Below are 20,338 nucleotides of genomic sequence, written 5' to 3'. Positions count from 1 at the left end.
AGTTTGCTCTAACCCGTGCCACAAGCGCGAGAGGTACGCACAACCGCTACAGAAGGATCCGGCAGAACGATATTTGCGTTGAGCGCCGCTTTGCACGTCACTACGGTTGGCGGAAGAGGCTTGCGTGACCGCATGACAAAGGGAAGCTGGGCAAAGCTGTAGGGGCAGGCATACTTCGCGAGGGAAGAGCATCCGATCAATCTCCAATGGACCTTGAAAGGAATGTTTCATGAACACCGAAGCATCGTCACAACAATCTGGTGGCCAAAACGGCCAACTCACCGGCGCGGAAATCCTCGTGCGCTGCCTGGCGGAAGAGGGCGTGGAACACGTCTTCGGCTATCCCGGCGGAGCCGTCCTGTATATCTACGACGCCATCTTCAAGCAAGACAAATTCCAACACGTGCTGGTGCGTCACGAGCAGGCCGCGGTCCACGCCGCCGACGCGTACTCGCGCAGTTCGAACAAGGTTGGCGTCGCGTTGGTCACGTCCGGTCCGGGTGTCACCAATGCCGTCACCGGCCTCTCCACCGCTTACATGGATTCCATCCCCATGGTCGTGATCTCGGGCCAGGTGCCCAGCCACGCCATCGGCCAGGATGCCTTCCAGGAATGCGACACGGTCGGCATCACCCGCCCCGTGGTCAAGCACAATTTCCTCGTCAAAGACGTCAAGGATTTGGCGGAAACCGTCAAGAAGGCCTTCTTCATCGCCCGCACCGGCCGTCCAGGCCCCGTGCTGGTCGACATCCCGAAGGACATCTCGATGCACAAGACGACGTACTCGTACCCGAAAGAGGTCGAGATGCGGTCGTACAAACCGGTCGACAAGGGCCACTCGGGCCAGATCCGCAAGGCCGTCCAACTGCTGTTGCAAGCCGAACGTCCGATGATCTACACCGGCGGCGGCGTGATCCTGGCCAGCGCCTCGCCCGAGCTCAACAAGCTGGTCGACAAGCTCGGCTTCCCGGTCACCAACACCCTGATGGGCCTGGGCGCGTACAAAGCCTCGAGCGAGCACTTCGTCGGCATGCCCGGCATGCACGGCACCTATGAAGCGAACATGGCGATGCAGCACTGCGACGTCCTGATCGCCATCGGCGCCCGCTTCGACGACCGCGTGATCGGCAACCCGAAGCATTTCGCCTCGCACCCGCGCAAGATCATCCACGTCGACATCGATCCCTCGTCGATCTCCAAGCGCGTGAAAGTCGACATCCCGATCGTCGGCAACGTCAAGGACGTGCTGATCGAGTTCCTGGCGCAGCTCGACGCGACCGACGCCAAGCCGAACGCGCCCGCCGTCAAGGACTGGTGGAAGCAGATCAACGAATGGCGCGGCAAGGATTGCCTGAAATTCTCGACGTCGGACCTGGTCATCAAGCCGCAATCGGTGGTGCAGAAGGTGTGGGAAGTGACCAAGGGCGACGCCTTCATCACCTCCGACGTCGGCCAGCACCAGATGTGGGCCGCGCAATACTATCCGTTCGACAAGCCGAAGCGCTGGATCAATTCCGGCGGCCTGGGCACGATGGGCGTGGGCCTGCCGTACGCCATGGGCGTGCAGATGGCCAACCCGGACGCCACCGTCGCCTGCATCACCGGCGAAGGCTCGATCCAGATGTGCATCCAGGAACTCGCCACCTGCAAGCAATACCATCTGACGCCGAAGATCATCATGCTCAACAACCGCTTCCTCGGCATGGTGCGCCAGTGGCAGCAGATCGACTACGGTTCGCGCTACTCCGAGTCCTATATGGATTCGCTGCCGAACTTCGAGAAGCTGGCCGAGGCCTACGGCCACGTCGGCATGCGCATCGAAAAACCGGGCGACGTCGACGGCGCGCTGCGCGAAGCGTTCGGCATGAAGGACAAGCTGGTGTTCATGAACTTCATTACCGATCAATCGGAAAACGTCTGGCCGATGGTGAAAGCGGGCAAGGGGCTCTCTGAAATGCTGCTGGGTTCGGAGGACTTATAACATGCGACACATTATCTCTGTATTGCTGGAAAACGAAGCCGGCGCGCTGTCCCGCGTCGTCGGGCTGTTCTCGGCGCGCGGCTACAACATCGAAACGTTGACCGTGGCCCCGACCGAAGATCCGACCCTGTCGCGCATGACCATCGTCACCAGCGGCTCGGACGACATCATCGAGCAGATCACCAAGCACCTGAACCGCCTGATCGAGGTGGTCAAGGTGGTGGACCTGACCGAGGGCCAGCACATCGAACGCGAGCTCATGCTCATCAAGGTGCGCGCGGTCGGCAAGGAACGGGAAGAGATGAAACGGACGGCGGACATCTTCCGCGGCCGCATCATCGACGTCACCGAGAAAACCTACACGATCGAACTGACCGGCGCCAAGAGCAAGCTCGACGCGTTCATCGACTCGATCGACCGCGCCTCCATCCTGGAGACGGTACGTACCGGCGGTTCCGGCATCGGACGCGGCGAACGCATCCTCAAAGTTTAACGGGCACGGCCGCGAGGCCCGCCGACACCCCAACATTAAAAATTATTACTAAGGAATTATCATGAAAGTTTTCTACGACAAAGACGCCGACATCTCCCTGATCAAGGGCAAAAACGTTGCCATCATCGGCTACGGCTCGCAGGGTCACGCGCACGCCCAGAACCTGAGCGATTCGGGCGTCAACGTCACCGTCGGCCTGCGCAAGGGCGGCGCCTCGTGGAACAAGGTTGAAAAGGCCGGCCTGAAGGTTGCCGAAGTGAACGACGCCATCAAGGCCGCCGACGTCATCATGATCTTGCTGCCGGACGAGAACATCGCCCAGGTGTACAACGAAAACGTCGCCCCGAACGCCAAGCAGGGCGCGGTGCTGGCCTTCGCCCACGGCTTCAACGTGCACTACGGCCAAGTCGTGCCGCGCGCCGACCTGGACGTGATCATGGTCGCGCCGAAGGCCCCGGGCCACACCGTGCGCGCCACCTACACCCAGGGTGGCGGCGTGCCGCACCTGGTCGCCGTGTACCAGGACAAGTCCGGCATCGCCCGTGACATCGCCCTGTCGTACGCCTCGGCCAACGGCGGCGGCCGCGCCGGCATCATCGAAACGAACTTCCGCGAAGAAACCGAGACCGACCTGTTCGGCGAACAAGCGGTGCTGTGCGGCGGCGCGGTCGAACTGATCAAGGCCGGTTTCGAAACCCTGACCGAAGCCGGTTATGCGCCGGAAATGGCGTACTTCGAGTGCCTGCACGAACTGAAGCTGATCGTCGACCTGATCTATGAAGGCGGCATCGCCAACATGAACTACTCGATCTCGAACAATGCCGAATACGGCGAGTACGTGACCGGTCCCAAGGTCGTGACCTCGGCCACCAAGGATGCGATGCGCCAGTGCCTGAAGGACATTCAGACCGGCGAATACGCCAAGTCCTTCATCCTGGAAAACAAGGCCGGCGCACCGACCCTGATTTCGCGCCGCCGTCTGACCGCCGAGCATCCGATCGAAGAAGTCGGCGCCAAACTGCGCGCCATGATGCCTTGGATCGCCAAGAACAAGATGGTCGACCAGTCGAAGAACTAAGCTTCAGCTTCATCACGAAAAAGCCGGCGCGAGCCGGCTTTTTTACGTTTGGCGTTGCGCCGCGCGACAAAAGCGGGGAGGGATTGCTGCGCTGCAGCGATTTAGATAGACTTCCGGTCAATAATATTTTTATAATTAATTGCGAGATTTGAAATTTTTGCTCTCGTCGTGCGCGGGCGGTTTCCGGCGTCGGAAACCGCCCGCTTTATCCACCTGATGATGGAGTAACGATGACAATGTTTAAATATTCGACGCTGGCCGCCGCCGTCGCGCTGTGCCTGCTGTCCGCCACCGCCTCCGCCGACCCGGTCCGTATCACCTTCGACGCCGACGACCCCATCGGCGGGCTGGCCGAAGGCGAAACGCTGGGCAATCAATATGCCGCCTACGGTGTGACCTTCGCTCCCAGTCCGTTCACGGGTCCTGGCGGACCCGTCACCGACTGGGCCACCAACACGGATATGACGATCGTCTCATCCGAAGGCTTTGACGTTGGCGGCGTGGGGACCCCGCCGCTGGTCAGCGGCAATGTCTTGCACAGCTTTTTCGGTTGGCTGGGTGAGGACGGCGATCCCAACTTTGGCGCCTACTTCAGCCAGGGCGTGACGTCGTTCAGCGTCGACTTTGCCGGGGTTTTCTTCCCGGACTCGGTGGCCTTGTACGCCTACAACGGCTCGACCTTGCTGGGCACGGTGGGTAGCAACGTCGAAACCGGCCAGTTCACGCTCAGCTTCTCCAGCGCCACGCCGATCACCAGCGTTGTCATCAACCACGGCGCCTTCGACGATTGGGTCGGCGTCGACAACATCACCTTCAACACGGCGGTGTCGGCCGTGCCGGAGCCGTCCACCTACGCCATGTTCGGCCTCGGGCTGGGCTTGCTCGGTCTGGCGGGGCGCAAGCGCGCGAACGCCGCCAAGCGGTAATTGAACCGCTACTTCGTTGTGCAAAAGCCGGCGCGAGCCGGCTTTTTCTTATTTGGGTTTGTCAGCAGCGAGCGACGAGTCGTAACGGTCCAGCCGGCAGGTAGCGTGACGACAGCGTTCTCAAGCATTTCCTCGGTCAACTCCGGAATCTCGTCATACTCTTCGGGTTGAATCTCGTGTGCGTCGACGCGTGACAGATCGGAGCCTAAGGCTCGCTGAGATAATAGATTCTTGACGCTCATCTGCGATCCTCGCATGAATGAAAAGATGGTGGGGCCCCAATCATTGTATGGAGGTGACGCACGGATTTCAAGCGCAGCGAGCGGGAGTCGACCGGGCGTCGCGAACACGGCTTATTTCGGGGTCACACGATTACATTTAGCGCGACGATGACCGCGATCCAAAACACGAAGCCGATGAATGCGGCCGTCTCGCCGCTGAACACCAGTTGCCCGTCCTCGCGCCACCACAATTTGTATGCCGTGACGTATCGACGCGCGTTCCATTTGTCGACGCGCGCGGCGCCCAGCGACAGCACCGGAATGACGACGCGGCCGGTGCCGTAACAAAACACTTCGATGACGATTCGGACCAGCACGTCGCCCGCGAAGCCTATGAAATCGAGTGCCATGTTTACTTCTGAATCATCACCCTGAAGCGGGCGCGCTGATCGACGCTCAACAGGCGATAGGGGATGGGCATCGCGGTGTCCGCCAGGCGCATCAAATAGCCGGTGGGGTAGGGGCGGACCTCGCGCACGTCGCGCCAGCTCCAGACCGAGGTGCCGCTGGCGCCGGTTCGTTTGATCTGTTGCTCATCGATGTCGATGGCGCTCGCGGCCGCATGGCGCACGCGCAGGTAGTACCACAGCGCGCCGGCCACCGTATCGGATAGGCGCCTCGTTTTTTTGTTCGACCGGTTACTCGCCCACCGGAAATCAAGATATTCACGCAGCTGCAGCGTGACGTTGATGCGGATCGGCGCGGCGTCGCTAACCGCCGCGTCTGCTTGCTGACTCAACGCGGGAACGGTCACGTCCTCATGCTCGATCGTGATCGTCGTTGTGTCCGGGGGCGGCAGTTTTTTCTGTTCGGCCATTTGCATGGCGACCGCTCTGTTGATAAAAGGCTTGGGGTGGCTAAACCACATGTCGGTCGTCCTCTCTTAGCCGGGATTGAGTAGTTTGCCGTCGGCGGCTTGGCGCTGGCCGAGCAGCAGCGCGCCCGCCACTCCCAGCACGATCAGCACGACGGCGATCATCTCGGCCTGCGTGGCCCGCATGCCAAGCACATCGAACACCGGATTGACGCGGATCTGTTCGATCAGCAAGCGCTCCACGCCCGCCAGTATCAGATACACCGAAAACAGCCAACCGGTGCGGAAAGGATGCCGGCGCAGCGCCCACAACATCAGGAAGCACACCGTCGCCATCGCCGTCTCGTAGATCGGCGCCGGATAGACGCCGGGCGCGGCGATCACTTCGCCGAAGATGTTGTTGTCGTAGGTTTGCGCCCAGAACCACGCCGGCAGCCAGTCCGGCTTGAGCGCCATGTTGGCTGCCGTGCCCCAGTCGCCGTCGCCCGACACCTGGCAGCCGATGCGCCCGACCGCATAGCCGATCATCATGGCGGGCGCGGCCGCGTCGAGCAGCGGACGTACCGGCAGGCGCCAGCGCCGCACGCAGAGCATGCCGGCCAGGGTGCCGGCGATCAGCCCGCCGAAAATACTCAGCCCCGAGCGCGTAAAGATCATGCTCATCGGATCGGCCATGAACTGGCCCGTGTGCTCCAGGATGTGGAACAGCCGCGCCCCGACCACGCCGGCGATCAGCACCACCACCATGAAGTCGCTGACCACTTCCTGCGGCGGCACGGGCACGCCGCGCCGTTGCGCCGGTCCGATCCGGCCCGCCTGGTAGAGGCGCTGCAATTCCGTGCGGAAGCAGGCGCCGGCGACCAGCGCGCCGAGTGCCACGAACAGGCCGAACGTGGCTAGCGGCAGCGGCACGTTGTAGCCGGTGACATCCCTCACAACGTCGCTTAAATACGGGTATGACATGTTTGTCCTGTTATGAAAACAATGGGACCACGACGTGAAGGAGCAGGGCGTTGTGCCCCGCATGGGCGCTGACTGCGGCCATGTAGCTCGCGCCGACGCCACGCTCGCGCACCGAAACATAGGCGTAGGCGAAAACTCCTCCGCCGAGGAAGGTCGCAACGGCACTGGCGATGCCGCCGCTGTAGAAATGCCCGAGGCCAAATAGCGTCGCGCTGATAATGATGCGCATCTGATCGCTCGCGCCAACGCGACGCGCCAATTCGATCGGCAAGAGCTGACCGACGATGGTCTCGAATAAAGGCGCCAACACGACGGCGGAGAGGAAAATGTACCAGCCTGGTTTGCCGATCAACTCCAGCGCGGCCGCACCACCCAATACGGCTTTAGGAAATGTCAGGAAAAGAATTCCCGCCGCGATGGACGTAAGGAGCACGCTGACGAGAGAAAGACTCAATCCCCGCGCAACCGGATGGCGCGGCAGGCGCGCGCTACCTAACGTGATCCAATTCCTTGCCGCCAGCATTGGGTTTCTCCATGTTGTCATTTCCGGAACAACTCTAGCACACCCAGTTAGTTGCGTGGCAATGTTACAAAGAGTCACCATGTCTTACAAGTGCGACGTGTAATTTCGGGTAAAGTTCGCCTTGTCGTAATCTCAACTTGGAGTCCGCAATGACCGTAATGAAAAATATCGCCGCCGCCGCCGCCGTCTCCTTCGCGCTCGCGGCCCACGCCGCGCCGGCCGATTCGCTGCCGACCACCGGCACCTTGGTGGTGGTGCCGGCCTTCGGCGAAGTCAAACACGCCAACGATCAGGTCATTGCCACCCTGGCGATCGAAGAGCAGGACAAGGACAAGGCCGCCGCCGCCTCGCGCGTCAACCAGAAGATGAAGCAGGGCCTCGACATCGTCAAGGCGGCCGATCCGCAGGCCAAGCTGAAAACGCAGGGCTACTATACCTATCCAGTGTATCCGGAAGACCGTCCGCTGCCGAACGGCCAGATGCCGAAGCAGCGCGTGCCGACCGCCTGGCGCGTGGGCCAGTACCTGGAAGTGACCACCACTAACCTCGACAAGTTGCCGAAAACCGTGGCCGCCGCGCAGAAGGTGCTGACCCTGAACGGCCTGCAGTTCGGCCTGACCCCGGAGACGACCAAAAAGCTCGACGACGAGCGCATCGCCGCCACCTATAAGAACCTGAACGAGCGCATCAACTCGATCGCCAACGCCATGGGCCGCAAGGTCGGCGACGCCGTGCTCGACACGGTCGACTTCGAAGGCTCGGGCAATTATGCGCAGGAGCGCGCCCAGGCCGCGCCGGCGCCGATGATGATGCGCGCCAAGATGGCCGACAGCGCCGAAGTCGCCGAGCCGAGTTTCGAGCCGGGCGAGACCACGTTGCAGATGCAACTGGTCGGCAAGGTGCGCTTCAAGTAAAGCGGCGACGGCGAACTGTTTCAGGTAAAGTCGAGCTTGCTTTTCCATTAACTTCGGAGATCGATCAATGACACACCTGAAACCGCTCGCCGCCGCCGTGGCCGCCGTCTTCACGCTGGCCGCGCACGCCGCGCCGGACTCCCTGCCCACCACCGGCACCTTGGTGGTGGTGCCGGCGTCCGGCGAGGTCACGCACGCCAACGACCAGGCGGTCGTCACCTTCAGCATCGAAGAGGTCGACAAGGACAAGGCCGTGGCCGCCTCCAAGGTCAATCAGAAGATGAGGCAGGGCACCGAGATCGTCAAGCGCGAAGACCCGCAAGCCAAGCTCAAAACCCACGGCTACTATACCTACCCGGTGTATCCGGAGGAGCCGCCGGTGCCGGCCGGACAGCCGGCCCGGCAGTCCAAACCGCGCGTCCCGACCGGCTGGCGCGTGGGGCAGTCGCTGCAGGCCACCACGACCAACCTGGCAATCCTGCCGAAAACGGTGGCCGCCGCGCAAAGCGTGCTGGCGCTCAACGGCGTGCGCTTCGGCCTGGCGCCCGAGACCACCCGCAAGCTCGACGAGCAGCGCATCGCCGCCACCTATGCCAACCTGACCGAGCGGATCAATTCGATCGCCGCCGCGATGGGGCGCAAGGTGGGCGACGCCGTGCTCGACACCGTCGATTTCGAGGGTTCCGGCAATTACGGCGGCCGCAATGTGATCGCCTACGCCCGCAATGTCGCGGCGCCGAGCCCGCGCAGGGGCGAACCGGCGGTGGCCGAACCCAGTTTCGAACCCGGCGAAACCACCTTGCAAATGCAGCTCGTCGGCAAAGTGCGCTTCAAATAGGCAAACTTGTGCAGAATAGGGGGATGGGGCGCCATCCCCCTTTTTTATTGTCGGCTCCTCTATAATGATGGCGCAGCAAGACCACATAATGAGAATGGAACCCTATGCCGAACTTTCCCCGCCGCCGCGCTAAAAACGTCGCCGCCCAAGCCAAACTGCCCAAGACGTCGCGCTTCAGCCGGTTTGCGCGCCGCGCCCGGGGCGAGGGCCTCGACAAGCCGCGTCATCGGGGGATTTACCTGCTGCCCAACGCCTTCACCACCGCCGCGCTGTTCTGCGGCTTCTACGCCATCGTCATGGCGATGAACCAGAAATTCGAACATTCGGCCTGGGCGATCTTCATCGCCATGGTGCTCGACGGCCTTGACGGCCGCGTGGCCCGCCTGACCAACACCCAGAGCGAATTCGGCGCCCAGTACGACAGCCTGTCGGACATGGTGTCCTTCGGCGCCGCGCCGGCGCTGGTGATCTACGAATGGTCGCTGGTCGGCCTGGGCAAATTGGGCTGGATCGCCGCCTTTGTCTACTGCGCCGGCGCCGCGCTGCGCCTGGCCCGCTTCAACACCAATATCGAGGTGGTCGACAAGCGCTTCTTCCAGGGCTTGCCGTCGCCGTCGGCCGCCGCGCTGGTGGCCGGCTTCATCCTGCTGATGGTCGACCAGGAAGTCTCCGGCCGCGACCTGCGCTGGATCTCGTGGAGCATCGCCATTTTCGCCGGCCTGTCGATGGTGACCAATGTGCCGTTCTACAGCTTCAAGGACGTCAACTTCCGCAAGTCGGTGCCGTTCATCGCCGTGTTCCTGATCGCGCTGGTGTTCGCGCTGGTGTCGATCGATCCGCCGAAGGTGCTGTTCCCGATCTTTATCGCGTATGGCCTGTCCGGCTACGCGGTGCTGGTGTGGCGCCTTGCGAAGGGCAAGCCGGTCAGCCTGATCCAGACCGAGATCGAAAGCGACGACCCGAGCGAGCGCCGCTAACCGGTACCCCACACATGGGCGGTAGGCCCTGAGCATTTTCAAGCAACGCAGCCACAGCAACGGAGCTAATATGAACAACTCATCCAACCGCCTGATCATCTTCGACACCACCCTGCGCGACGGCGAGCAATCGCCCGGCGCCTCGATGACCCGGGACGAAAAGGTCCGCATCGCCAAGCAGCTCGAGCGCCTGCGGGTCGACGTCATCGAAGCCGGCTTCGCGGCCGCCTCGCAGGGCGACTTCGAATCGATCAAGGCGATCGCCTCGGTGGTGCGCGAATCGACCATCTGTTCGCTCTCGCGCGCCAACGACCGCGATATCGCCCGCGCCGCCGAGGCGCTCGCGCCGGCCGAGCGCAAACGCATCCACACCTTTATCGCCACCTCCAATCTGCACATGGAGATGAAGCTGCGCATGCTGCCGGAACAGGTGCTCGAGCAGGCCAGGAGCGCGGTGCGCTTCGCCCGCCAGCACACCGACGATATCGAATTCAGCCCGGAGGACGGCAGCCGCTCGGACGAGGATTTCCTGTGCCGCGTGCTCGAAGGCGTGATCGCCGAAGGCGCGACCACGATCAACTTCCCCGACACCGTCGGCTACGCGGTGCCGGAGATATTCGGCGAAACCATCCGCCGCCTGCGCGAGCGCATCCCCAATTCCGACAAGGCCGTGTGGTCGGTCCACTGCCACAACGACCTGGGGCTGGCGGTGGCCAACTCGCTGGCCGGCGTGATGATCGGCGGCGCGCGCCAGATCGAATGCACCATCAACGGCCTCGGTGAGCGCGCCGGCAATACCGCGCTGGAGGAGGTGGTGATGGCGCTGCGCACGCGCGGCGGCTACTACAACCTGGAATGCGGCATCGACACCACGCAGATCGTGGCGGCGTCGAAGATGGTGTCGCAGATCACCGGCTTCGCGGTGCAGCCCAACAAGGCCGTGGTGGGCGCCAACGCCTTCGCGCACGCCTCCGGCATCCACCAGGACGGCATGCTCAAGTCGCGCGAGACCTACGAGATCATGCGCGCCGAGGATGTCGGCTGGGCCGCCACCAAGATCGTGCTGGGCAAACTGTCCGGCCGCAACGCCTTCAAGCAGCGCTTGCAGGAGCTGGGCATCGACCTGGAATCGGAAGCGGAGGTCAACGCCGCCTTCATCCGCTTCAAGGAGCTGGCCGACCGCAAGTCCGACATCTTCGACGAGGATATCCTGGCGCTGGTCTCGGACGAGCAGCAGTCGCAGGAAAGCGAGTTCTATCGATTCTCGTCGCTGTCGCAGCAATCGAACACCGGCGAGACGCCGAACGCCAGGGTGGTGTTCTTCATCGACGGCGAAGAGCACACCTCGGAGGGCAAGGGCGACGGCCCGGTGGACGCCACCGTCAACGCCATCGAATCGGAAGTCGGCAGCGGCGCCGAGCTGGTGCTGTTCTCGGTCAACGCCATCAGCACCGGCACGCAGTCGCAGGGCGAGGTGACGATGCGCTTGTCGAAGGAGGGGCGCATCGTCAACGGCGTCGGCGCCGATCCGGACATCATCGTCGCCTCGGCCAAGGCATACCTGTCCGCGCTGAACAAATTGCACTCGAAGATAGAGCGCGTCAACCCGCAACCCTGACGACAACGTCGTCCTGGTGATCAGGCTCCCCGCGCGGGAGCTTTTTTTTGCGCCGCGTTTCGATGGTTCCGGAAAACACTTTAATATGGTTGATGTGTTAACACTACACAATTACGGAATAACAAACGGAATAGTGGAATAGTCGGGCCAGTTGTAGTAGTCTTTGATCTCCACAACAAATTGGCCAGGTTAGTCGAGTCGGCCGAAATCCAGAGGAAGCAAATGACCAACACCAACAAGTTTTTGCTGTCGTCGATCATGCTGGCCATCCAGACCTTGGCCGCGCAGGCCCACGCACAGCAAAGCGCCGCCGTAGAGCCGGCGGCGGCACAACAAGAGTCTTCGGCACCGATTCAACCGCCATCCCACGTCCCGCCCGCATCCCGGCCACCCAGCGCGCAGGAAGCCGCCGTCAAATCGGAGGTGCAGCAGGTGGTGGTCACCGGCGTGGCCGGCGGCGGCGCCAAGCGCAAGCTCGACACCGCCTTCTCGATCACCACCGCCAACGAGGAACAGATCAAGCAGGCCAACACCACCGGCACCGCCGACCTGCTCAAGATCGTTCCCGGCATTTATGTCGAATCGACCGCCGGCGCTTCCGGCGCCAACGTGCAGATCCGCGGCTTTCCGTCGTCCGGGTCGATGCCGTACATCACGATGTCGGTCAACGGCGCGCCGATCTTCCCCAAGGCCTCGCTGCTCACCAATGACGGCCTGTTCCGTCGCGACGACACCATCGAGCGCGTCGAAGTGCTGCGCGGCGGTCCCAGCCCGCTGTTGTCGAACGGGCAGTTCGGCGCCACCATGGACTGGATCCTGAAGACCGGCGGCGACCAGCCCGAGGGCAGCATCCGCGCCACGGTCGGCACCGGCGACACCCGCCGCGCCGATTTCTACTACGGCGGCAAGATCGCCGACGGCTGGTACGGCACGCTGGGCGGCTACTACCAGACCAGCCACGGCGTGCGCGACTCCGGCTTCCCGGCCGTCGTCGGCGGCCAGGCCAGCGCCACGTTGACCCGCAAGTTGCAGGATGGCAGCCTGACCGTCTACGTGCGCAGCACCGACGAGAACGACTCCGCCTTCACCGGCGTGCCGGTCTACCAGGACCCGGTGACGCATAAGATCAGCCCCTATCCGGGCTTCGATCCGCGCACCGCCACCTTCCAGAGCAACCTGATCCGCCAGATCGCGCCGCCCGGCGGCATGACCGACGACCTCGAACGCGGACGTGGCCTGAAGGCGACGCTGGTCGGCTTCGACTTCAACCAGAAGGTCAACGGCTGGGCCCTCAGCGACAAGGCCAGCTACCTCGACGCCAACTCGCCGATCATCGCGGTGGTGGCCGGCAACGTGCCGGTGACCATGGCCGACTTCATCCGCAGCCAGATCGCCGCCACCAACGCCAAGCCGACGGTGGTGGCGGCCGCCGGCGGCAAGCTGGCCACGTCCGGCTTGGCCACCTATGTCGACAGCGGCCTGGCGGTCGACCCGAACCAGCAGGTGATCCAGAACTCGATGCAGATCGGTAACCACGATTTCCACTCGTTCTCCAACCAGTTCCAGGCCACCAAGGAAGTCGCGGCCCGCCACACGGTGACCGCCGGCGTCTACTTCTCCAGTTTTTCCAACTTCAACCGCTACAACAGCGGCAACCTGTTCCTGCAGGAAGTGGCGCACCAGGGCCGCCCGATCAACCTCACGCTCGACAACGGCGCGGTGTTGAGCAGCGGCGGCTACTTCAGCGGTCCGGGCCAGCTGATCACCGTCAACGGCAGTTCCGACGTGGTCGCCGGCTTCGTCCACGACGAGTGGGCGGTCAATGACAAGGCCACCGTCAACTTCGGCGCGCGCCTTGAGCACACCCGTCTCGACGCGGCCATCAAGACCGCCGGCGTCACCACGCTCGGCACCAACGCGCTCAACGTCTACAACGCCGGCATGCGCGATTTCTCGGCCGCGAGCACCTCGACCAAGTCCTACAACGACACCTTCAACGTGCGCGCGTTCCAGTTCGGCGGCATGTACAAGCTCGGCCGTGACATGAGCGTGTTCGCCAACGAGAGCTATGGCGGCGCCACGCCGGACTCGGCGCAACTGCGCGGCACCGATCCGGCCGCGCCGCCGCCGGTGACCCACGTGCGCCAGTTCGAGGTCGGCTTCAAGACCGCCACCCCGTACTACAGCGCGTACGTCACCTTGTTCAAGAACGACTTCGCCAATTACTTCCTCAGTCAGACCACGGTCAACGGCGTGGTCGGCAACACGACCGGCAACACCAAGGCGCGCGGCATCGAGTACGAACTGGCGTTGCGCCCGTTGCGCAACTTCCAGCTGGCGATGACGGGCAATGTGCAAAAGTCGGAGTATTACAACTACGACCCGGTCGCCTATCCCGGCATCAGCGGCAACACGCTGATCCGCCAGCCGAAAAGCCAGTTCCGCGTGACGCCAAGCTACAACATCCCGTTCGAGGACGCCTCGCTGCGCCTGTACGGCACCTACACGCAGGTCGGCGCGCGCTTCTCGGACCAGCAAAACCTGCAAGTGCTGCCGAGTTACCACACGGTGGACGCGGGCGTGATCCTGACGGTGGGCAGCCAGCTCGAGTTCCGGCTGACGGGCAACAACCTGGCCAACGAACTGGGCCTGACCGAAGGGAACGTCCACGGCACCAACGGCGACAACGTCGTCATCGGCCGTCCGTTGTTCGGCCGCCAGTGGCAGTTCTCGGCGATGTACCGCTTCTGACGGCGGCGTGCCGGCGGCCCGGTAGCCGGGCCGCCATCATATTAAGGGGGAAGCATGCGTTATCACTTATCGACACTGGCCTTGGCCGCCGCCTGCGGCTGGCTGGCGCCGGTGGCGCCGGCGCCGGCGCAGGTGCCGGCGAGCGCGCCGGCGGCGCCCGGCCTGAACCTGATGCCGGTGCCGGCGCAATGGCAGAGCGCGCCCGGCGCGCTGCGGCTCGACCGCGGGTTCAGCATCGGCTTCGCCGCGCCCGCCGCGCCGCGCCTGTACGCGGGCGCCACCCGCCTGCTGCGCCGGCTCGACGGACGCACCCAGCTGTTCTTCACCGAGGGCATGCCGGCGACCGGACCCAGGCCGGGCGCGACGCTGCGCATCGAGGTCGGCCGCGTCGGCGCGCTCACCAGCGGCGAGGACGAGTCGTACACCTTGCGCGTCGACGACGCGGGCATCGTGCTGCGCGCGGCGACCGATCTCGGCGCGCTGCACGGCCTCGAAACGCTGCTGCAACTGACGTCCAGCGACGCCGACGGCTATTACTTTCCGTACATCGACATCCGCGACACGCCGCGCTTCGTCTGGCGCGGCCTGATGCTCGACGTGGCGCGCCACTTCATGCCGGTCGAGGTCATCACCCGCAACATCGACGCCATGGCGGCGGTGAAGATGAACGTGCTGCACCTGCACCTGACCGACAACCAGGGCTTCCGCATCGAGAGCAAGACCTTCCCGAAATTGCACCAGTTCTCCAACGGCGAATATTTCACCCACGCCGACATCGGCAAGATCGTCGCGTACGCGGCCGAGCGCGGCATCCGCGTGGTGCCCGAGTTCGACGTGCCGACCCACGCCACCTCCTGGCTGGCCGGCTATCCGGAACTGGGCAGCCGGCCCGGCGAACGCTATGTGCCGTGGACCGCGTTCGGCGTCGCCGACCCGGTGCTGGACCCCACCCGCGACAGCACCTACCGCTTCCTCGACCGCTTCTTCGCCGAAGTCCTGCCGCTGTTCCCCGACGAATACGTGCACATCGGCGGCGACGAAAACCGCGATGGCAAGGATTGGCGCGAGAATCCGGCGATCCAGGCATTCATGAAAAAGAACGGCATCGCCGATAACCACGCGTTGCAGGCGTATTTCAACCGCCGCCTGTTGAAGAGTACCGACCGGCAACGGCGGAAAATCATCGGCTGGGAGGAAATCCTGAACCCGGGATTGCCATCGTCGGCGCTGGTGCAGATCTGGCTCGATAAGGCGTCGTTATTCAAAACCACCGGCATGGGATATTCCGCGCTGATGAGCAAAGGGTTTTATATCGATCTGATGCACCCGGTGGCGGAACATTATCTGGCCGACCCGGTCCTGCCGGAGGGCAAAGACTTGCCGCCCGAACAGCTGCGCCGCATCCTGGGCGGCGAAGCGACCATGTGGAGCGAGATGGTCAACGCGCAAAACGTCGATTCGCGCATCTGGCCGGTGACGGCCGCCATCGCCGAGCGCCTGTGGTCGCCCGCCCACGTGCGCGACCTCGACGACATGTACCGCCGTCTCGAGCCGACCAGCGCGCGCCTCGAGGAACTCGGACTGACCCATCTGAGCAGCAGGGATGTGATCGCGCGCAGCATGGCCGGCGCCGCCGGCGATCCCGCGCCGCTGCACGTGCTGCTGGACGTGGCGGCGCCGCTCAAGGGGCGCGGGCGCAACCAGAACCATGACGTGCACTTTGTCACGTCGCCGCTGTCCGGCTTTGCCGACGCCGCCAACCGCGACCCGCGCGACGCGCGCCGCTTCAACGAGTCGATGCGGCGCTACCTGGCCGGCGGGGCCGGCGCCGAGCGCGACCGTTTGCGCGCCATGCTGGCGCTGTGGATCGCCAACGACGCCCGCATGCCGGCGCTGGTCGGGGCCTCGCCACAGCTGGCGCCGGTGGCGGTGTTGTCGCAACGGTTGAAGGCGCTGGCCGAGACCGCGCTGGCGCTGCTCGACACCGGCTCCGCGGACGCGCTCGACGGCGCCGCGCGCGAGCGCGCCGATGCCGCCATCGCCGCCGCCAGGCTGCCTGCCGCCGGCACCGAATTGCAGGTGGTGGACGCGGTGGCGCAATTGCTGGCCAGTCGCGCGCCGGCGGCGGGGCGCTAGTTGCCGGCCGTGCGCGCCCCGCTGGGTCAGGCCCGCGCGCCGTGGCGGCGGGCCGCCGTCGGATCAGCCCTGCGGGCGGTAGGCGATCGCTTCGATTTCGATCTTGGCGTCGACCATCAGTTTGGCCTGGGTGGTCGATCGGGCTGGTTTGTTGTTCGGGAAATATTCGGCATAGATGCGGTTGAACGACCAGAAGTCGCGCGGATCATCCAGCCAGACGGTGCACTTGATAACGTCGTCGAGCCCGCACCCGCCCAGGCTCAGCGCCTGCTTGACGTTGTCCATGGTGCGGCGGGTTTGCGCCTCGATGCCGCCCGGGACGATCTCGCCGTTGTCGCCCATCGCCACCTGGCCGGAGATATACACAAAGTCGCCGGCGCGCACCGCCGGCGAAAACGGCAGCGCCTGTCCGCCTGCGCCATTGCGTTCGTTACCCAAATATTCTGCAAATGCCATCGAAAGCTCCTTATTTAAAAACGGTGAATGGAAATTTATTATATTTCATAATAAAAGGCGGTGGAATTAAATATCGGAATTTTATTTCGATATTAAATCCGGGTCTTGTTCCGCCTGTATTATAGATATTGTTTTTTTATGCGGTTTGAATATCGGGGTTTGAATCCTTGAAATTGAATGCGTGGGTATATATACATGGGATTGAATAAATGAGATTGAATGCATCCGGGTGGCGGTGGCTGGCCCCGTTGTTACTGTGGTCGCTGATGGCGGCCGTGCGCGCCGCGCCGGCCGGCGGCGCCGTCAACCTGGCGATGGTCGGCGAGCCGCAGACGCTCGACCCGATGGCCTCGACCGCCGATCTGGTCGGCGTCATCATGCAGCACGTGTACGAACCCCTGTACACCTTCGACGCCGACTGGCGCATCGCGCCGATGCTGGCCGCGTCGCTGCCGGAGATCTCGGCCGACGGCAAGCGGGTCGCCATCACGTTGCGGCGGGACGTGCGATTTCACAATGGCAAGGCGATGGACGCCGACGACGTGGTCGCCTCGCTGCGCCGGTGGCTGGACATGACGCCGCGCGGCAAGACCACCGCCGCCGCGGTGCTGGCCGTGCGCGCCGCCGGCCCCCACCAGGTTGAATTGCTGTTGCGCCAGCCCTACGCGCCGCTGCTGGCGCAGCTGGCCTTGCCGACCGGCTTCGCCGCCATCATGCCCAAGGAAGTGATCGGCGTGCCGCTCAGGCAGTTCGTCGGCACCGGGCCGTACCGCTTTGCGCAGCGCAAGTCGGACCGTTACGTGGTGCTCAAGCGTTACGACGGCTACCAGGCGCGCGCCGAGCCGCCCAGTGGCTACGCCGGCCGGCGCCAGGCGCTGCTGGCCGAGCTGCGGTTCATCCCTGTGCCCAACGCCAACACGCGGGTGCTGGGCGCCTTGTCGGGCCAGTACCATTTCGCCGATCTGCTGCCGGTCGAGGCCTATCCGCGCCTGGCGCGCGAGCCGGCGCTGCGCCCGCTGATCACCGCGCCGTTCGGCTTTCCGTACCTGGTGCTCAACACCGGCCGCGGACCGCTGGCCGGCGTCGCCATGCGCCAGGCCGTCAACGCCGCGCTCGACCTGCGCCAGGTGCTGGCCGCCGGCTTCGGCGACGCCCGCTTCTACACCGCCGAGGGCAACCATTTTCCCCGGGGCTCGCCGTTCTATGCGACCGACGGCAGCGGCGCCTACAGCCAGGCCGATCCGGCCAAGGCGCGCCAGCTGGCCGCGCGCGCCGGCTACCGGGGGCAAACGCTGACGTTCATGACCAGCAAGCAGTACGAGTTCCACTACCGGATGGCGCTGGTGATGGCCGACCAGCTGCGCCGCGCCGGCTTCCGGGTCGACCTGCAGGTGGTGGAGTGGGCCAGCCTGATCGCGCGCCGCAACGACATGGCGCTGTGGGACATGTACCTGACGCATTCGGCCTTCCTGCCGGAGCCGATGCTCAGCCCGCCACAGCTGGGCGACGGCGCGCCGGGCGGCTGGCACGGCGCGGCCAAGGACGCCATCATCGGCCGCTTCGTGCGCGAGTCCGACCCGGCGGCCCGGGCCGCGCTGTGGGGTGGGGTGCAGTCGCTGCTGTACACCGAACTGCCGTACATCAAACTGGGCACCTTCAACAGCCTGACCGTCGCCAGCGCCGGCCTGGACGGCTACACGCCGGCGCCGTGGCCCTTCTTCTGGAACACCCGGCTCGGCGCGCCGGGCCTGCAACCCCACACCCGGCACCAGGATGCCATCACACCATGACCCCCATGACACGTTACTTGTTGGGCCGCTTCGCCGGCATGCTGGTGGTGCTGTTCATCGTCGCCACCCTGGTCTTTGTCATCACCCGGCTGACCCCCGGCGACCCGGCCGCCGTGATGTTGGGCGACCAGGCCACGCAGGCCGATATCGCCCGGCTGCGCGCCGAGTACGGCCTCGACCGGCCGCTGCCGGTGCAGTTCGGCCTGTGGCTCGGCGAGCTCGCGCGCGGCAACCTCGGGCAATCGATCTTCCTGCAGATCCCGGTCACCGAGGCGCTCGCCGAGCGCGTCGAACCGACCTTTTTCCTGACCCTGTTCGGCGTCGCGCTGGCCTGTCTGATCGGCATCCCGTGCGGCATCGTCTCGGCCGTGTGGCGCGGCCGCCTGGTCGACCAGGCCGCGACCGGGCTGGCGATGCTGGGCGCGAGCATTCCCAGCTTCTGGCTCGGCCTGATCCTGATCCAGCTGCTGGCCGTCAAACTGGGTTGGCTGCCGGTGGCCGGTTACGGCGATCCGGACGCCGACCTGGCCGAGCGGCTGCGCCACCTGCTGCTGCCGGCGCTGGTGCTCGGCACGCTCAACTCGGCGCTGATCATCCGTTTCACGCGCGCCTCGATGCTCGACGTGCTGTCGGACGACTACGTGCGCACCGCGCGCGCCAAGGGGGTGCGCGAGAGCGTGGTGATTCTGCGCCATGCGCTGCGCAACGCGCTGATCCCGGTGGTCACCGTGGTCGGCCTGACGGCGGCGTTGATGATCGGCGGCGCCGTCATCACCGAGACGGTGTTCGGACTGCCCGGCGTGGGCAACCTGGTGGTGTCGGCGGTGCTGCGGCGCGACTATCCGGTGATCCAGGGCGCGCTGCTGGCCATCGCCGCCATCTACGTCTTGATCAACCTGGCGATCGACCTGTTGTACACGGTGATCGACCCGCGTGTGCGTTATTGAAGGAAAGCCCGATGCAAGCATTTATCTCCACCCTGTTGCGGCGCCCGCTGGTGCGCTTCGGCGCCGTCACCTTGTGCGTGTTGACCGTGCTGGCGGCGGCGGTGCCGCTGCTGTCGCCGTACGCGCCGGACACGCTCGACATCGGCGCGCGGCTGCTGGCGCCGTCGGCCGCGCATTGGTTCGGCACCGACGAATTCGGCCGCGACGTGCTCACCCGCGTGCTGTTCGGCGGACGCTATTCGCTGGCCGTGGGCGCGCTGGTGGTGGCCATCGCCGCCGTCTGCGGCGTGTTGATGGGACTGTGCGCCGGCTTCTTCGCGCGGCTCGACACGCCGATCATGCGGCTGGTCGACGCGCTGATGGCGCTGCCCGACATCCTGCTGGCGATCGCGCTGCTGGCCATCCTCGGCGCCTCGCTGATGAATGTGGTGCTGGCGCTGGCCATCGTCTACACGCCGCGCATGGCGCGCATCGTGCGCGCCTCGACCTTGGTGGTGCGCGAGCTGCTGTACGTGGAGGCGGCGCGCGCGCTGGGCGTGCCGACCTGGCGCATCCTGTTCGTCCACATCCTGGGCAACACGGTCTCGCCGATCCTGGTGCAGGCCAGTTTCATCTTCGCCTACGCCATCCTGGCCGAGGCGGGGCTGTCCTTCCTCGGCTTGGGCGTACCTCCCGAGCTGCCGACCTGGGGCACGATGATCGCCTCGGGCCAGAACTATTCGGATCAGGCCATGTGGCTGGTGCTGTTCCCCGGCCTGGCCATCGTGCTGGCGGCGCTGTCGCTGCAAATGGTCGGCGACGGCCTGCGCGACATGCTCGACCCGCGCTTGCGCCAGAATCTTTGAACGAGGA

General features: G+C 64.6%; 19 protein-coding genes. 13 read left to right on the top strand and 6 right to left on the bottom strand.

Going from position 1 to position 20,338, the window contains the following annotated elements; all coding sequences use genetic code 11:
- Positions 1–229 precede the first annotated feature (229 nt).
- The 4 genes from BMX85_RS04840 to BMX85_RS04825 all read left to right on the top strand — a co-directional run bounded on the left by BMX85_RS04840 (position 230) and on the right by BMX85_RS04825 (position 4,478).
- Positions 230–1,981: an acetolactate synthase 3 catalytic subunit gene (locus tag BMX85_RS04840; protein WP_090314508.1), complete on the top strand. Its 1,752-nt coding sequence runs from the start codon at positions 230–232 to the stop codon at positions 1,979–1,981.
- 1 nt (position 1,982) lies between these two features.
- A complete protein-coding gene (ilvN, locus tag BMX85_RS04835; protein ID WP_090314507.1) occupies positions 1,983–2,474 on the top strand; it encodes an acetolactate synthase small subunit in 492 nt (163 codons plus the stop codon).
- Positions 2,475–2,535: 61 nt separating this feature from the next.
- A complete protein-coding gene (gene ilvC / locus BMX85_RS04830) occupies positions 2,536–3,552 on the top strand; it encodes a ketol-acid reductoisomerase (RefSeq protein WP_090314506.1) in 1,017 nt (338 codons plus the stop codon).
- Positions 3,553–3,782: 230 nt separating this feature from the next.
- On the top strand, positions 3,783–4,478 hold the full coding sequence (locus tag BMX85_RS04825; protein WP_090314505.1) for a PEP-CTERM sorting domain-containing protein: 696 nt from the start codon (positions 3,783–3,785) through the stop codon (positions 4,476–4,478).
- An 8-nt stretch (positions 4,479–4,486) separates the two neighbouring features.
- Here BMX85_RS04825 and BMX85_RS04820 read toward each other — a convergent pair whose 3' ends face one another.
- The 5 genes from BMX85_RS04820 to BMX85_RS04800 all read right to left on the bottom strand — a co-directional run bounded on the left by BMX85_RS04820 (position 4,487) and on the right by BMX85_RS04800 (position 7,059).
- On the bottom strand, positions 4,487–4,720 hold the full coding sequence (locus tag BMX85_RS04820) for a hypothetical protein (protein ID WP_090314504.1): 234 nt from the start codon (positions 4,718–4,720) through the stop codon (positions 4,487–4,489).
- 122 nt (positions 4,721–4,842) lie between these two features.
- Positions 4,843–5,109, bottom strand: a complete 267-nt coding sequence (locus BMX85_RS04815) for a hypothetical protein (RefSeq protein ID WP_090314503.1) — start codon at positions 5,107–5,109, stop codon at positions 4,843–4,845.
- Positions 5,110–5,111: 2 nt separating this feature from the next.
- Complete coding sequence (locus tag BMX85_RS04810; RefSeq protein WP_143067896.1) at positions 5,112–5,627, bottom strand: YcxB family protein; 516 nt, start codon at positions 5,625–5,627, stop codon at positions 5,112–5,114.
- A 15-nt stretch (positions 5,628–5,642) separates the two neighbouring features.
- A complete protein-coding gene (locus tag BMX85_RS04805) occupies positions 5,643–6,509 on the bottom strand; it encodes a prolipoprotein diacylglyceryl transferase (protein ID WP_229210280.1) in 867 nt (288 codons plus the stop codon).
- Between the two features lie 37 nt (positions 6,510–6,546).
- Positions 6,547–7,059 carry a CPBP family intramembrane glutamic endopeptidase gene (locus BMX85_RS04800; RefSeq protein WP_177196645.1) on the bottom strand — a complete coding sequence of 171 codons (513 nt, stop codon included), beginning with the start codon at positions 7,057–7,059 and terminating at the stop codon, positions 6,547–6,549.
- Between the two features lie 149 nt (positions 7,060–7,208).
- Between BMX85_RS04800 and BMX85_RS04795 the strand changes: the two genes are divergently transcribed.
- The 6 genes from BMX85_RS04795 to BMX85_RS04770 all read left to right on the top strand — a co-directional run bounded on the left by BMX85_RS04795 (position 7,209) and on the right by BMX85_RS04770 (position 16,293).
- The gene (locus BMX85_RS04795) at positions 7,209–7,973 is read left to right on the top strand and encodes an SIMPL domain-containing protein (protein ID WP_090314499.1); all 765 of its coding nucleotides are present in this window, start codon (positions 7,209–7,211) and stop codon (positions 7,971–7,973) included.
- 67 nt (positions 7,974–8,040) lie between these two features.
- On the top strand, positions 8,041–8,811 hold the full coding sequence (locus BMX85_RS04790) for an SIMPL domain-containing protein (protein WP_090314498.1): 771 nt from the start codon (positions 8,041–8,043) through the stop codon (positions 8,809–8,811).
- Between the two features lie 104 nt (positions 8,812–8,915).
- Positions 8,916–9,788, top strand: coding sequence for a CDP-diacylglycerol--serine O-phosphatidyltransferase (pssA, locus tag BMX85_RS04785; RefSeq protein ID WP_090314497.1), 873 nt, complete (start codon positions 8,916–8,918; stop codon positions 9,786–9,788).
- A 70-nt stretch (positions 9,789–9,858) separates the two neighbouring features.
- Positions 9,859–11,406 (top strand): 2-isopropylmalate synthase, encoded by a 1,548-nt coding sequence (locus tag BMX85_RS04780; protein ID WP_090314496.1) that lies wholly within the window; start codon positions 9,859–9,861, stop codon positions 11,404–11,406.
- Positions 11,407–11,628: 222 nt separating this feature from the next.
- Positions 11,629–14,157, top strand: coding sequence for a TonB-dependent receptor (locus BMX85_RS04775; protein WP_090314495.1), 2,529 nt, complete (start codon positions 11,629–11,631; stop codon positions 14,155–14,157).
- Between the two features lie 54 nt (positions 14,158–14,211).
- On the top strand, positions 14,212–16,293 hold the full coding sequence (locus tag BMX85_RS04770) for a beta-N-acetylhexosaminidase (protein WP_090314494.1): 2,082 nt from the start codon (positions 14,212–14,214) through the stop codon (positions 16,291–16,293).
- A 63-nt stretch (positions 16,294–16,356) separates the two neighbouring features.
- On the opposite strand, the gene BMX85_RS04765 is transcribed toward BMX85_RS04770, so the two are convergent.
- Entirely contained in the window at positions 16,357–16,749 is a 393-nt protein-coding gene (locus BMX85_RS04765; protein WP_090314493.1) for a RidA family protein, read from the bottom strand.
- 209 nt (positions 16,750–16,958) lie between these two features.
- On the opposite strand from BMX85_RS04765, the gene BMX85_RS04760 reads away from it, so the two are divergent.
- Genes BMX85_RS04760 through BMX85_RS04750 form a run of 3 tightly spaced genes read left to right on the top strand, consistent with a single transcriptional unit; the run spans position 16,959 to position 20,331 of the window.
- A complete protein-coding gene (locus tag BMX85_RS04760; RefSeq protein WP_090314492.1) occupies positions 16,959–18,539 on the top strand; it encodes an ABC transporter substrate-binding protein in 1,581 nt (526 codons plus the stop codon).
- A gap of 5 nt (positions 18,540–18,544) precedes the next feature.
- Positions 18,545–19,486, top strand: a complete 942-nt coding sequence (locus BMX85_RS04755; RefSeq protein WP_090314491.1) for an ABC transporter permease — start codon at positions 18,545–18,547, stop codon at positions 19,484–19,486.
- A gap of 11 nt (positions 19,487–19,497) precedes the next feature.
- Positions 19,498–20,331, top strand: a complete 834-nt coding sequence (locus BMX85_RS04750; protein ID WP_090314490.1) for an ABC transporter permease — start codon at positions 19,498–19,500, stop codon at positions 20,329–20,331.
- The last annotated feature ends 7 nt before the right edge of the window (positions 20,332–20,338 follow it).

The sequence above is a fragment of the Duganella sp. CF517 genome, assembly GCF_900110275.1.
Lineage (GTDB): Bacteria > Pseudomonadota > Gammaproteobacteria > Burkholderiales > Burkholderiaceae_D > Rugamonas.
This window is presented reverse-complemented; position numbering and strand designations above follow the sequence as displayed.